This is a genomic window from Stenotrophomonas sp. SRS1 (assembly GCF_026130205.1).
GTDB lineage: Bacteria > Pseudomonadota > Gammaproteobacteria > Xanthomonadales > Xanthomonadaceae > Stenotrophomonas > Stenotrophomonas rhizophila_B.
This window is the reverse complement of the sequence record NZ_JAINFD010000001.1, coordinates 961,407-975,844: the sequence shown is the minus strand read 5'-3', so window position 1 is coordinate 975,844 and position 14,438 is coordinate 961,407. Positions and strand designations below refer to the sequence as shown.

The 14,438-nt window shown below is 66.2% G+C and carries 7 protein-coding genes and 1 pseudogene; 3 read left to right on the top strand and 5 right to left on the bottom strand.

Features of this window, described 5'->3' with window-relative positions; translation table 11 throughout:
• Positions 1-223: 223 nt before the first annotated feature.
• Genes K4043_RS04285 through K4043_RS04275 form a run of 3 tightly spaced genes read right to left on the bottom strand, consistent with a single transcriptional unit; the run spans position 224 to position 5,349 of the window.
• Positions 224-3,397: a multidrug efflux RND transporter permease subunit gene (locus tag K4043_RS04285; RefSeq protein ID WP_265308317.1), complete on the bottom strand. Its 3,174-nt coding sequence runs from the start codon at positions 3,395-3,397 to the stop codon at positions 224-226.
• A 15-nt stretch (positions 3,398-3,412) separates the two neighbouring features.
• The gene (locus tag K4043_RS04280) at positions 3,413-4,690 is read right to left on the bottom strand and encodes an efflux RND transporter periplasmic adaptor subunit (RefSeq protein WP_123730818.1); all 1,278 of its coding nucleotides are present in this window, start codon (positions 4,688-4,690) and stop codon (positions 3,413-3,415) included.
• Positions 4,690-5,349, bottom strand: a complete 660-nt coding sequence (locus tag K4043_RS04275) for a TetR/AcrR family transcriptional regulator (RefSeq protein WP_265308316.1) — start codon at positions 5,347-5,349, stop codon at positions 4,690-4,692. The genes K4043_RS04280 and K4043_RS04275 overlap by 1 nt, the downstream gene beginning before the upstream one ends.
• A 347-nt stretch (positions 5,350-5,696) precedes the next feature.
• On the opposite strand from K4043_RS04275, the pseudogene K4043_RS04270 reads away from it, so the two are divergent.
• The 3 genes and pseudogenes from K4043_RS04270 to K4043_RS04260 form a co-directional block, all read left to right on the top strand.
• Positions 5,697-10,589, top strand: a pseudogene (locus K4043_RS04270) (NAD-glutamate dehydrogenase domain-containing protein); the annotation flags it as partial.
• A 363-nt stretch (positions 10,590-10,952) separates the two neighbouring features.
• Positions 10,953-11,723, top strand: a complete 771-nt coding sequence (locus tag K4043_RS04265) for an NAD kinase (protein ID WP_123730820.1) — start codon at positions 10,953-10,955, stop codon at positions 11,721-11,723.
• Positions 11,724-11,802: 79 nt separating this feature from the next.
• Positions 11,803-12,750, top strand: a complete 948-nt coding sequence (locus tag K4043_RS04260) for a 5'-nucleotidase (protein ID WP_088434636.1) — start codon at positions 11,803-11,805, stop codon at positions 12,748-12,750.
• 50 nt (positions 12,751-12,800) lie between these two features.
• On the opposite strand, the gene K4043_RS04255 is transcribed toward K4043_RS04260, so the two are convergent.
• A complete protein-coding gene (locus K4043_RS04255) occupies positions 12,801-13,382 on the bottom strand; it encodes a DUF2939 domain-containing protein (RefSeq protein ID WP_265308315.1) in 582 nt (193 codons plus the stop codon).
• A 64-nt stretch (positions 13,383-13,446) separates the two neighbouring features.
• Positions 13,447-14,433 (bottom strand): aldo/keto reductase, encoded by a 987-nt coding sequence (locus K4043_RS04250; protein WP_123730822.1) that lies wholly within the window; start codon positions 14,431-14,433, stop codon positions 13,447-13,449.
• Positions 14,434-14,438 lie beyond the last annotated feature (5 nt).

The window sequence follows — 14,438 nt, the reverse complement described above, 5'->3', positions numbered from 1 at the left end:
CGGCAACCAGGCGGTCCTTGTCTGGCAGGTGCCCGGAGCAGCCGGCCAGCGGCCGACATTACCTGGTCCCGATGCGTGCCTCCGGTCAGCCACACATGGTGTGGCTCTACCCGTCATGCGGCGCACACAAAAAAGCCCCGGCTCGCGCCGGGGCTTTTTCATTCCAGCGTGACCACCCACGGTGGCCACCTACCGGTGGGGCAGCCGGGGCTGCCCCTGTGCATCAACGATCCGGACGGTGCGCCGTGTTGGCTTCGCCCTGACGTTCCAGGAACTCCTTGGACGGTTCGTCCAGCTTGTCACCCAGCATGCGGCGGACCACCACGAAGAACACCGGGATCATCAGCAGACCCAGGAAGGTGGCGAACACCATGCCGCCGATCACGCCGGTGCCGATCGCGTGACGCGCGTTGGCGCCGGCACCGGTGGAGATGGCCATCGGCACCACGCCCATGATGAAGGCGAACGAGGTCATCAGGATCGGGCGGAAACGCAGGCGGGAGGCTTCGATGGTCGCCTCGCGCAGGTTCTTGCCTGCGGCCCGCTGTTCCACCGCGAACTCCACGATCAGGATCGCGTTCTTCGCGGCCAGGCCGATCACCGTGATCAGGCCGATCTTGAAGTACAGATCGTTCGGCAGGCCACGGGCGAGCGAGAAGGCCAGGGCGCCGAGGACACCCAGCGGCACCACCAGCAGCACCGCTACCGGGATCGACCAGCTTTCATACAGCGCGGCCAGGCAGAGGAACACCACCACGATGGACAGCACCAGCAGCAGGGTCGCGGCGTTGCCGGCCAGGATTTCCTGGTAGGACATGCCCGACCAGTCGTAACCGAAGCCGGCCGGCAGGTCGTCGTTGACGATCCGCTCCATCGCCTGCATCGCCTCGCCCGAGCTGCGCCCGGCCGCCTGCGAACCGACGATGTTGACCGCCGAGTAGCCGTTGTAGCGGCTCAGCGACGGCGGTGCGGACACCCACTCGGACTTCACCACGGTGCTCAGCGGGATCATCGCCTGCGTGCCGTCGGGATTGGTCTGCAGCGTGCTGGGCGTGTAGAAGCTGTTCAACGACTCCGCGCCGGTGCGGTACGGGCCATCGGCCTGCAGGGTCACGCGCTTGATGCGGCCCTCATAGAAGAAGTCGTTGACGTACACCGGGGCCAGCATCAGCTGGATGGTGCTGTACACGTCCGACACCGACAGGCCCATGGTCTGCGCCTGCACGCGATCCACGTGCAACTGCAGCTGCGGGGCGTTTTCCAGGCCGTTGGGACGCACGCCGGTCAGCAGATCGCTTTCCTGCGCGGCCTTGCCGAGCAGGATGTTGCGCGCCTGCGTCAGCTGCTCGTAGCCCACGCCGCCACGGTCCTGCAGCCACATGTCGAAGCCACCGAACTGGCCCAGGCCCTGCACGGTCGGCAGGTTGACCACGAAGATCTGTGCTTCCTTGATGCCGTAGAACGCGCCGTTCATGTTGTTGATGAACTCGGGCACCGTGATGTCGCGGTCCGCCCAGGGCTTGAGGCGGATGAAGCCCATGCCCACGTTTTCACCGGAACCGACGAAGCTGAAACCGGCCACCTGCAGAATGCCTTCAAAGCCATCCTGCTTTTCCAGGATGCCGCGCATCTGGGCAAAGGCGTGGTTGGTCTGCGACTTGGTCGAGCCCGGCGGCAGCTGCACGATCGCCAGCGCGTAGCCCTGGTCTTCTTCGGGCAGGAAGCTGCCCGGCATGCGCGTGAACAGGAAACCGCACAGCACGGTCAGCACCACGAACAGGATCATCCAGCGCGGGGCATGCTTCACCGCCGAGGTGATGTGGCCCACGTAGGTGTTGCTGACCTTGTCGTAGTACTTGTTGAAGGTGCGGTAGACGATGTTCGGCTTGTCGTTGTGCGTCGGCTTGAGGAACGTCGCGCACAGCGCCGGGGTGAAGCCCAGGGCCAGGAAGGCCGAGAAACCCATCGCGATGGCGATGGTCAGCGCGAACTGCTTGTAGATCTCACCGGCGGCGCCGCCCTGCAGGGCCGACGGAATGAACACCGCTGCCAGCACGACGGTGATGGCCACCACCGCACCGGTGATCTGGGTCATGGCCTTCTGGGTGGCGGCCTTGGGCGGCAGCTTCTCCTCGGTCATGATGCGTTCGACGTTCTCGATGACCACGATGGCGTCATCGACCACGATGCCGATCGCCAGCACCATCGCAAACAGCGTCAGCTGGTTGATGGTGAAGCCGATGATGCTCATGCCCAGGAACGTGCCCAGCAGCGCGACCGGGATGACCAGGGTCGGGATCAGCGTGGCGCGGAAGTTCTGCAGGAAGATCAGCATCACCAGGAACACCAGCACGACCGCTTCGATCAGGGTCTTGACCACTTCCTCGATCGAGATCTTCACGAAGGTGGTGCTGTCGTACGGGGAGAACCAGCTGACACCGGCCGGGAAGCTCGGCTTCAGTTCGTCCATCTTCGAGGTGACCGCATTGGCCACGTTCAGCGCGTTGGCGCCCGGCAGCAGCTGGATCGCGAAGGCACCGGTCGGCTTGCCGTTGTACTGGGTGTCAAAGCCGTAGTTGTTCGCACCGAAGGCGATCCGGGCGATGTCCTTGAGCAGCACGCGCGAGCCGTCGGGATTGGCGCGCAGGATGATGTTCTCGAACTCTTCCGGCGAGCTGAAGCGGCCTTCGGCCGACACGGTCGCGGTGAAGTAGTGGCCTTCCGGCGAGGGATCCGAGCCCAGCGAACCGGCCGCGAACTGCACGTTCTGGTCCTTGATCGCGGCCAGCACCTGCGTGGCCGACAGGCCATAACCCTGCATCTTTTCCGGGTTGAGCCAGATGTTCATGGCGTACTCGGAACCGAACTGCTGGGTGCTGCCCACGCCGGGGATACGCGAGATCTGGTCGAGCACGCGCGAGCCGACGATGTCGTTCAGCGCATCGCGGTCGATCGAGGCGCTGTCGGACTGCAGGGCCACCACCATCAGGAAGCCGGCGTTGGCCTTGGCCACCACCACGCCCTGCTGGGTCACTTCGGTCGGCAGGCGAGGGGTCGCCAGGGAGACCTTGTTCTGCACCTGGACCTGGGCGATATCGGCATCGGTGCCGGTTTCGAAGGTCAAGGTGATGGTGACGCGGCCGTTGGAGGCCGAAGAGGAGCTGAAGTACAGCAGGTGATCGATACCGGTCAGCTGCTGCTCGATCACCTGGGTGACCGACTTTTCGGCGGTGTCGGCGCTGGCGCCGGGGTAGGTGGCGCTCACCGTCACCTGGGGAGGCGCGATGCTCGGGTAGGACTCCACGCCCAGACCCAGGATCGAGATCACGCCCGCAAGCGAGATCAGGATCGCGACCACCCAGGCGAATACCGGGTGTTCAATGAAAAATTTAGGCATGACGGAGGATTCCCGTTATTGCTTGTTCGGTTCGGCAGCCGGAGCGGCGTCGGACTTTGCGGCGGCGGCATCAGCCGGGGCGGCCGCGGCGTCAGGTTTGGCGGCAGCCGCCGGAGCGGCCCCTGCCGGAGCAGCACCCGCCGGCGCCTGGCCATTGCCGTTGCCGGCGGCCGGGTTCCACGGGGCGGCCTTGGCCGGTTCGCCTTCCTTGACCTTCTGCACGCCGGCCACGATCACCTGATCGCCGGCATCCAGACCACCGCTGACCAGCCAGTTGCTGCCCTGCTGGCCTTCGCTCTTCACATTCTTGCGGGCGACCTTGCCGTCCTTGCCCACCACCAGCACGTAGCCGCCGGTGGTGTCGCGCTGCAGCGCCTGCAGCGGCACCAGGTAGGCGTTGTTGCGCTCACCCAGCGTCGCCTGGAAGCTGACGAAGGCACCCGGCAGCAGGATCTGCTGCGGGTTCGGCAGCACCGCACGCAGCGAGACCGCGCCGGTGGCCGGGTCGACCGTGGTCGAGGAGAAATCCAGCGTGCCCGGCTGGTCATAGACCGTGCCGTCGGCCAGCTTCACCTGCACGGTGGACTTGCCGTCACCACTCAGGGCCAGTGCGCCCTTGGCCTGCGCCGCGCGCATCTGGGTCAGCTCATCCACGCTCATCGAGAAGTTCACGTACAGCGGGTCGAGCTGGTCCACGGTGGTCAGCAGGGTCACATCCCCCTGGCCGACCAGCGCACCTTCAGTGACCTGCTGCTTGCCGGCGCGGCCGCTGATCGGCGAGCGCACTTCGGCATAGCCCAGGTTGATCCGCGCGCTGGCCAGCGAGGCCTGGGCCTGCTGCACGGCGGCAGCGGCAGTGCGCTCGGTGGCTTCGGCCGCATCCAGGTCGGACTTGGATACGTAAGCCTGCGGTGCCAGCGAGCGGGCGCGGTTGGCGGCGGCCTTGGCGTTGGCGGCGGTGGCCTGCGCCGATGCCAGCTCGGCCTGGGAGGCATTGAGTGCTGCACGCAGCGGTGCCGGATCGATCAGGAACAGCACCTGGCCTTCCTTCACATCCGAGCCTTCCTGATAGACGCGCTTGAGCAGCACGCCCGGGACGCGGGCGCGCACATCGGCGCTGCGGAACGGCGACAGACGGCCGACCAGCTCACGCTGTAGCGGCAGGGTCTGCGGCTTGGCCTCGATCACGCCCACCTCCGGCGGCGGCGGGGCCTGCTGCTCTTCCTTTTTGCAGGCGGTCAACGCAAGGGCGACTGCGCACGTCAGGGCAAGGGTGCGGAGTGGGGCGATCATCAGGAGAAGCTCCGGTGTTGGTTTGAATACGAAGCCGTGGCTGCATCGGGCGCGGCGAACGCGCGCAGGAAGCTGTCGACGGAGAATTCTGCCCAGCGGCGGCGCACGGCGGCGTCATCGCGGTGGGGGATGTGGAAGCGCTGTTTCTCGAAATCCAAGCCGGCGATCATGCTCAATAGCAGTTCAGCCATGAAGTGCGGGTCGTCATGCCTCAGCTGGCCCTCGGCGGATCGGGTTGCCAGCCATTCAGAAACATGAAGTGCCAAGGCTCCGGCACCGTCCTGGTAGAGCGTACGGGCTTCCTGCGGGAACTGACTGGACTCGGCGGCGATCAGGCGGCGGGCCTGGACCACATGCGGCTGGTTGAAGTGATCCAGATAGTCGTTGGCGAACCGCAGCAGACTGCCGCGCAGGTCGTCACCGTCGAGTGAGCGCAGCCCGGCGGTGGCGCGGCAGACGTGCCGCTGCATCACCCGCTTGAGCAGTTCCTGTTTATTGCCATAGCGGCTGTAGAGGGTCTGCTTGGAACATCCCGCGTGCTGTGCCACCGCGTCCATGCTCAATTGCATGCCCTGGCTGGCCAGCAGCTCGCGCACGGCATCGAACACGCGGTGATCGCGCGCGTCCAGGGTGCTGGCGGCGGGGGGTGGGGGAGTCACGGGGTGGACTATACCGTCCAGTTCAGAATTGTAGAAGCCTTGTTTTTCGGTCGTTTTTGATACCCGACGTCAAGTTGCAATCGGAGCGGCCGATGCTGCGCTGTGCAGAGCTTCTACACGATCCTCCGTACTGCGTCGGATTGAAGCGCCCGATGTAAACGGGACCCAACCCGAAAGACCTTATTCCGTCCTGCAGCAAGGTATTTTTGTGCGGTAGGCCTACAATTTCATTTTCCCAACTGAGCATCACGCACCGCTCCGTCATGAAACCGCAAAAACCAGCAGCCAAGACCGTGAAAAACAAATCCAAACCAGCCGATACGCAGACTGTTTCGCCAGTGGGCTTCTCGCTGGAGCCGGTGTACACGGCCTTGCGCAAGCGCTACCCGTCGGCCGGGCAGGCCGAGGCAGTGGCTTTTGCCGCCGACTTCTACAAGCGCATGGAGGCGGACGAGTTCCCGCACCACAGCGCCGAGGAGTGGGCCGCACTGGCAGCGGACACGCTGGAATTCGCCCGTGTGCGCAAGTCCGGCAAGGCCAACGTCCGCGTGTTCAACCCGACGCTGAAGAGCAACGGGTGGGAATCGCCGCATACGGTGTTGCAGATCGTCAACGACGATATGCCGTTCCTGGTCGACACGGTGACGATGTCGCTGGCCGAGCATGGCGTGGGCGTGCATGTGCTGGGTCACCCGGTGATCCGCTTTGCCCGTGACAAGGCCGGCAAGCTGACCGGTGTCAGCGACGGCACCGCCGAATCGGTGATGCTGCTGGAGATCGACCGCCAGCCGGCCGACGCCATGGCCGACGTCGAGAAGGCGATCATCAAGGCGTTGGACGAGGTGCGTGCCATCGTCCGCGATTGGGACGCGATGCGTGCCAAGGCGCAGAGCCTGGCCGACGACCTGGGCAGCCGCCAGCTGCCGGTGGATGCCGCTTCGCGTGCCGAAGCGCAGGAATTCCTGCGCTGGGCCGCCGACAACCACTTCACCTTCTTCGGCTACCGCGAGTACCGCGTGGAGAAGCAGGGCAAGGAAGACGTGCTGGCGCCGCTCAACGACACCGGCCTGGGCCTGATGCGCGGGCAGGACAAGTCCGCTGCACGTCCGGTCAAGACGCTCGCTGCGCAGGGCCTCAATGCCACCACCGGCTTGAAGGACGCGCTGATCCTGACCAAGACCAATGCCCGTTCGCGCGTGCATCGCTCCGGCTACATGGACTACATCGGCGTGCTTGAATTCGACGCCAAGGGCAAGATCATCGGCGAGCAGCGCTTCCTGGGCCTGTTCACCTCCAGCGCTTACAACCGCCGCCCGTGGGAAATCCCGCTGGTGCGCCAGCGCCACGAATACGTGATGAGCAAGTCCGGCCTGGCACCGAGCAGCCACAGCGGCAAGGCCCTGCGCCACATCCTGGAAACCCTGCCGCGCGAAGAGCTGTTCCAGTCCAGCGAAGACGAACTGTTCCGCACCGCCATGGGCGTGCTGGGCCTGCAGGAGCGCGTGCGCAGCCGCCTGTTCCTGCGCCGCGACAAGTACAGCCGTTTCATCTCCGCGCTGGTGTACCTGCCGCGCGAGCGCTTCAACACCGATGTGCGCCTGCGCATCGAAGCCATGCTCAAGGACGCCCTGCAGGGCGAGTACGTGGACAGCTCGGTCGTGCTCGGTGAGTCGCCGCTGGCCCAGGTGCACCTGATCGTGCGCCCGAAGGCTGGCCAGACCCTGGAAGTGGATACCAGCGCACTGGAGCAGAAGCTTGCCCAGGTGCTGCGCAACTGGCAGGACGATCTGCGCGAAGCGCTGGTGGCCCGCCACGGTGAAACCGAAGGCCTGCGCATCGCCGCACGTATCGGCAAGGCACTGCCGGCCGGCTACATCGAAGACTCCAGCACCGAAATTGCCGCCAACGACGTCAGCCAGCTCGATGCGCTGACCGGCCCGGACGATCTGCGTCTGAGCCTGCAGGCCGTGCATCGCGACGAAGGCGATGGCCTGCGGTTGAAGCTGTATCGCCAGCTGGATGACATCCCGCTGTCCGATGCGCTGCCGATGATGGAAAACATGGGCCTGCGCGTGATCTCCGAGCGCCCGTACCGTCTGACGGTCGACAACGCCCCGGTGTACGTGCAGGACTTCGAAGTGGAATCGGTGGCGGGTGCGATCGACGCGCCGAGCGTCGATGCCGCCTTCGGTGAAACCTTTGCCCGCGTGTGGCACGGCGATGCCGAGAACGATGGCTTCAACCGCCTCGTGCTCGCGGCCGGTCTGCACTGGCGCCAGGTCGCGATGCTGCGTGGCTACTGCAAGTACCTGCTGCAGACCGGCGTGCCGTTCTCGCAGGCCTATGTGGAGGGCACCTTCACCCGTTACCCGCTGCTGGCCCGCCTGCTGGTGGAGCTGTTCGAAGCCCGCTTCGATCCGGCCACCGGCCACGAGAGCAAGGACGCGATCGCCGAGGGCCAGGCCCAGCTGCGCGCGCACCTGACCGTGCTCGCCGGCGGTGACGAAGCCACCCTCAAAGTGCTCAAGACCGTGGTCGATGCACGCAAGGGCGACCGCACCGTGCAGATGGATGCCGCGCGCGATGCGCTGCTCAAGCTGATGGACCGCGTCTCCAGCCTCGATGAAGACCGCATCCTGCGCAGCTTCATGGGCGTGATCGATGCGACCCTGCGCACCAGTTACTACCAGACCGATGCCGAGGGCCGTCCGGGCCACGTCATCAGCTTCAAGTTCGATTCGGCGCTGGTGCCGGACCTGCCCAAGCCGCGCCCGTACCGCGAAATCTTCGTGTACGGCCCGCGCGTGGAAGGTACCCACCTGCGCTTCGGTGCCGTGGCCCGTGGTGGCCTGCGCTGGTCGGACCGTCGCGAAGATTTCCGTACCGAGGTGCTGGGGCTGGTCAAGGCGCAGATGGTCAAGAACACCGTGATCGTGCCGGTCGGCGCGAAGGGCGGCTTCTTCGCCAAGATGCCGCCGGTCAACGGCGACCGTGATGCGGTGTTCGCCAACGGCGTGGCCTGCTACAAGCTGTTCATCCAGGGCCTGCTGGACATCACCGACAACATCGTCAACAACAAGATCGTGCCGCCGGTGGACGTGGTCCGCCACGACATGGACGACCCGTACCTGGTGGTGGCGGCCGACAAGGGCACCGCCACGTTCTCCGACATCGCCAACGGCCTGGCCGTGGCGCACGGCTTCTGGATGGGCGATGCGTTCGCCTCCGGTGGCTCGGTCGGTTACGACCACAAGGGCATGGGCATCACCGCACGCGGTGCGTGGGAGTCGGTCAAGCGCCACTTCCGTGCGCTGGGCCGTGACAGCCAGAGCCAGGACTTCACCGCGGTCGGCGTGGGCGACATGTCCGGCGACGTGTTCGGCAACGGCATGCTGCTGTCGCGCCACATCCGCCTGGTTGCGGCGTTCGATCACCGCCACATCTTCCTGGACCCGAACCCGGATGCGGCCACGACCTTCGTCGAGCGCGAGCGTCTGTTCACCGTGCCGCGCTCCAGCTGGGCCGATTACGATGCCAAGCTGATCAGCAAGGGCGGCGGCATCTTCCCGCGCACGCTGAAGTCGATCGAGATCACCCCGCAGGTGCGTGAGGCACTGGGCCTGGACGACGGCGTCAAGTCGATGGCGCCGAACGATCTGATGAGCGCGATCCTCAAGGCGCCGGTCGATCTGCTGTGGAACGGCGGCATCGGCACCTATGTCAAGGCGGCCAGCGAGCAGCACAGCGATGTCGGCGACCGCGCCAACAACGCGCTGCGCGTCAATGGCGGCGAGCTGCGCTGCAAGGTGGTGGGCGAGGGCGGCAACCTGGGCATGACCCAGCTGGGCCGCATCGAAGCCGCCCAGGCCGGCGTACTGCTCAACACCGACTTCATCGACAACTCGGCCGGTGTGGACACCTCCGATCACGAAGTCAACATCAAGATCCTGCTCAATGATGTGGTGCGGGCCAAGAAGTTGACCGTCGAACAGCGCAACAAGCTGCTGGCCTCGATGACCGACGAAGTCGCTGCGCTGGTGCTGATGGACAACTACCGTCAGAACCAGGCGCTGAGCCTGATGGAGCGCATGGCGGTCAAGCGCCTGGGTTCCAAGCAGCATTTCATCCGCACGCTGGAACAGCAGGGCCTGCTGGATCGCCAGATCGAGTACCTGCCCTCGGATGCGGAACTGTCCGCACGCAAGGCGCGTGGCCAGGGCCTGACCCGTCCGGAACTGTCGGTGCTGTTGTCCTACTCCAAGCTGGTGGCCTTCCAGCAACTGCTCGAGTCGGACATTCCGGAAGATCCGTACCTGTCCAAGGAGCTGCAGCGCTACTTCCCGACGCCGCTGCAGAAGAAGTACGCCGATGCGATGGAGCGTCACCGCCTGAAGCGCGAAATCATCGCCACGGCCGTGACCAACCAGACCATCAACCGGATGGGCGCCACCTTCCTGATGCGCATGCAGGAAGACACCGGGCGCACCGTGGCCGAGGTCGCCAAGGCGTACACGATCAGCCGTGAGACGCTGGATGCACGCGCGCTGTGGGCACAGATCGACGCCCTCGACGGCACGCTGCCGGAGTCGGTGCAGATCGACGCGCTGGAAGTGATCTGGAAGCTGCAGCGCTCGTTCGTGCGCTGGCTGCTCTCGCGCCCGGGCGCCATGCCGGGCATCACCGAAGCGGTCAACCGCTACCAGGCCGCGTTCAACGACATCCGCGACGCCTCCGGGGTGCTGCCGGATTCGCAGCGCCCGGCCTACGAGGCCAGCGTGCAGGAGTGGAAGGACAAGGGCCTGCCGCCGGCGTTGTCGCAGCAGCTTTCGGAACTGCAGTTCCTGGAGCCGGCGTTCGACATCATCGAACTGGCCCGCACCCGCAAGCTCAAGCCGGTGGACGTCTCCAAGGTCCACTTCCGCCTGGGCGACGCCCTGCAGCTGCCGTGGCTGTTCGAGCAGATCGACGCGCTGGAGGTCAACGGCCGCTGGCACGCCGTGGCCCGTGGCGTGCTGCGCGACGAGCTGGCCGCCCACCATCGCAACCTGGCTGCCCAGGTCCTGTCGATGAAGGGCAGCAGCGCCGAAGCCAAGGTCGCCGCCTGGATGGGCCGCGATGACAGCAGCCTGCGCTTCACGCTGGCGATGCTGGCCGAGCTGGCCGAGCAGAAAACCCTGGACTACCCGACCGTTTCCGTCGCGGTGCAGCGCCTGGGTCAGCTGGCCTCGCATGGTGCGTAAGCATGGTGCGTAAGCGCATTCGCGCTGACGCCCCGCGGTTTGCTTTGCAAACCGTGGGCCCCATGCAAACCATGCTTCCAGACCCCCACGCCTTCGGCGCGCCCCCCTGACTCAGGGGGGCTCTGCTCCAGAGAGATGGGGGGGGGCTGGTAACTGCATTGCATGAGAAACACACGGCTCCGCTTCGGCGGGGCCGTTTTTTCATGTCGGTTCCCGGCATGTCGGTTCCCGGCATCCGGTAGGCACCGACCGTTGGTCGGTGCGGACGCCGACATGACCGGCGCCCCACGCCACGACCAACGGTCGTGGCCTACCCGGGACGTGGCGGGTATGCTCTGGCGAACCCGCCCCACCGGATGTTTGATGAGCGCTTCCCCCCGTATCGCCTTCCTGGCCAGTTCCACCGAAGCGGCGCAGCTCGCGCTGGCACAGATGCGGGCCCGCTATGGCGACTACACGCCCGAGCAGGCCGAGGTGCTGTGCCCGCTGGGCGGTGATGGCTTCCTGCTGCAGACGTTGCATCGCTATGGCGCGCTGGACAAGCCGGTGTTCGGCATGAAGCTGGGGACGGTTGGTTTCCTGATGAACCAGTTCCGTGATGACGATCTGCCCGCGCGCCTGGCGGCCGCCGAGCCGGCCAACCTGCGGCCGCTGGAGATGCTGGCCTTGACCGAGTCCGGCACCACTACCGGGTCGCTGGCCTACAACGACGTCTCGCTGCTGCGCCAGACCCGCCAGGCCGCGCACATCGGCATCGACCTCAACGGCCAGGAACGCGTGGCCGAGTTGATCGGCGACGGCGTGCTGGTCGCCACCCCGGCCGGCAGCACCGCATACAACTACTCCGCACACGGCCCGATCCTGCCGCTGGGCTCGCATACCATCGCGCTGACCCCATTGGCCCCGTATCGCCCGCGCCGCTGGCGGGGGGCGATCCTCAAGGCCGCCACGGAAGTGCGTTTCCGGGTGCTCGATCCGTACAAGCGCCCGGTCAGCGTCACCGCCGACTCGCACGAAACCCGCGATGTGGTGGAAGTGACCATCCGCGAATCTCGCGAACGCCGCGTCACCATGCTGTTCGACCCGGAACACAACCTGGAAGACCGCATCCTGAGCGAGCAGTTCATGTTCTGACGGTGCACGGCCGTGGTGGCCATGCACTGTGGGAGAATGGCTGGCCGGCCGCTGCGGCCGCATTGGATTGCTGATTGCCATGGGCGACAACACCCCCCGTTTGCTGACCGTTGCCGTGACGTCGCGGGCCCTGTTCGATCTGGAAGAGGGCCACGCGCTGTTCGAGGCCGAAGGCGTCGATGCCTACGCCGAGTACCAGCGCAAGCACGAAGATGATGTGCTGCGCCCCGGCGTGGCCTTCCCGGTGGTGCGCAAGCTGCTCGCGCTCAACCAGGGCCAGTCGCCGGAGCAGCCACGGGTGGAAGTGATCCTGCTGTCGCGCAACTCCGCCGATACCGGCCTGCGCATCTTCAATTCGATCCAGCACTACGACCTGGGCATCATCCGCGCGACCTTCACCGCGGGCGAGCCGACCTGGCCGTATGTGAAACCGTTCGGCACCGATCTGTTCCTGTCGGCCAACCCCGAATCGGTTCGGCGCGCGCTGCTGCACGGGATCGCTGCCGCGACCATCCTGCCCAAGCCGCCGGGCGAAACCATTGCCGCGGCCGAACAGGTCGATCTGGGCCGTCCGCTGGGCCAGCTGCGCATCGCCTTCGATGGTGATGCGGTGATCTTTGGCGATGAGAGCGAGCGCATCTCGCGCGAGCAGGGCGTGGAAGCGTTCGGCCGCCATGAGCGCGAGAACGCCCGCGAGCCGCTCAGCGGCGGTCCGTTCCGCAACTTCCTCTCGGCCCTGCACACACTGCAGGCGGTGTTCCCGTCAGGCGAAGATGCGCCGATCCGCACCGCACTGGTGACCGCCCGCTCGGCACCGGCACACGAGCGCGTGATCCGCACGCTGCGCGAGTGGGGCGTGCGTCTGGACGAGGCGCTGTTCCTTGGCGGCCGCCACAAGGGCCCGTTCCTGGAAGCGTTCGGCGCGGATATCTTCTTCGACGATTCCCAGCACAACATCGACAGCGCGCTGCAGCACCAGAGCGTGGCCGCCGGACATGTGCCGCATGGGGTCGCCAACGACGGTTGATGCGCCGCCCGGATGTGCGCGGGGCCCATGTACCCACCAACGGTGGGCACCTACGGGATCGGCAGGACCGACGGCGCGGTGGTGTCGGGATTCAATGGCAGGCGGATGTCGACCAGCCGCCAGCGCAGGCCCGAGCGCTGCAGGATGAACACCACTGGCGCGCCCTGCGGCGTGTAGGTGGTGGCGGTGAACCGCGACAGCGACTCGAAATGGTGGGTGGCGCCCTTCAGGGGCCGCGCCGGCCGTGGCGCGGCATAGGCGTCGTTGCTGGGGCTGTCCAGATCGTTGCTGGCGCGTTTCCACAGGGTGTGCCCCTCCAGCAGCGCGCCGATGCCGGTCGGGGTCACCAGCGCGTCCACGGCGGTCGCGCTGAGCCGGTCACCGGCCGAGAGCAGCAACGCGCCGAACAGGCTGGACTGCATGTCCGGCCCGGCGCGGCGCACCACGTAGTCGCTCAGCTGGGCACGCAGATTGGCGCGCAGCATCGGGAAATCCACGTAACGGTCAAGCGTGGCGGTATCGCGCTGCTCGATCGCGCGGCTGAGGCCATGCACGGTCACGTAGGGGCCGCTGAACAGCACACCGGCAAGGACCAGCAGCACCGCGGCCGTCAACCAGAGCAGTTTTTTCATTGCATCACGCATCTACAGGGCACTGCGGCGAGCTTGCCGCAGTGGGTGTCGGGGGATGTGAAGGCTAATGACTGGGCGAGCCATGACCGTGCTGGAAGGCAGTGACCAGGCGCGCGCATTCGTCCGGTGTCAGGGCGTCCACCCGCGTATCCAGGATCTGATCCAGGTTGCCGAGGCGGGTGGTGCCAAGGACGCCACTGGCGATGTTCGGGTTCTGCAGCACGTAAGCGAATGCCGTCTGCGCCGGTGTCTGCGACCGTACCGTGGCGATCGCACGCTGCATCGTGCGTGCGCTGCGCATCAACTGCCGACTGGATGGTTTCAACCATGCGCGTGCGAGGTACCACGCATCGGCCAGGCGTGGCAGCCGCGGCCGTGCCGGCAGCAGGTGGCCCTGCGCCAGCACCGTGCCGGCCAGCACCCCGATGCCGGCCTCATGCATGGCGGCGATCAGCGGTTCGCGGTCCTGTTGAAGGGCGTTGTAGTCGATCAGGGCGACATCGAACATGCCAGGATGTGCGGCCATGAACTGCATGGTCTCGGCGGTGTGGGTATTGATGCCGAGCAGGCGGAACATGCCATTGCGGCGCATGCGGTCCAGGGCCGAGAGCAGTTCGTCGGTGATCTGCGGTACCCCGATGCCGTGCAACTGAAAGATATCCAGGTGCCCGCAGTGCAGGTTTCGAAGCGAGGCGGCACAGCTGCGCTCGATGTTCTCCGGCGAAAAATCACGCTGTTCGGTGCCGCTCACGCCCGCCTGGCCGGTGAGCGTGCCGGCCTTGCTGGAGATCACCAGCCCGTCGCGCGGGTGGGCGGCAAAGGCGCGCTGCAGGATCCGGCCCAGCCGTGGTTCGGCGTGGAAGGCGGAGTAGTTGTGACCGGTATCGAACAGGTTGACCCCGCGCTCCAGCGCGTGGCGCAGGATGCGCTCGGCCTGGGGCTCGGGGAAGCGACGGTGGCCCCAGAAGCCCGAACAGCCCAGTGACACCTGGGAAACCTGCAGACCGCTGCGGCCCAGCGGCCGCCGGGCGAGAGGCGTTGGCGAGGACATGGCGA

Coding starts and splice junctions, on each gene's coding strand:
- K4043_RS04285 (WP_265308317.1), bottom strand. CDS start 3,397: ATGCCTAAATTTTTCATTGAACACCCGGTATTCGCCTGGGTGGTCGCG.
- K4043_RS04280 (WP_123730818.1), bottom strand. CDS start 4,690: ATGATCGCCCCACTCCGCACCCTTGCCCTGACGTGCGCAGTCGCCCTT.
- K4043_RS04265 (WP_123730820.1), top strand. CDS start 10,953: ATGAGCGCTTCCCCCCGTATCGCCTTCCTGGCCAGTTCCACCGAAGCG.
- K4043_RS04260 (WP_088434636.1), top strand. CDS start 11,803: ATGGGCGACAACACCCCCCGTTTGCTGACCGTTGCCGTGACGTCGCGG.
- K4043_RS04255 (WP_265308315.1), bottom strand. CDS start 13,382: ATGAAAAAACTGCTCTGGTTGACGGCCGCGGTGCTGCTGGTCCTTGCC.
- K4043_RS04250 (WP_123730822.1), bottom strand. CDS start 14,433: ATGTCCTCGCCAACGCCTCTCGCCCGGCGGCCGCTGGGCCGCAGCGGT.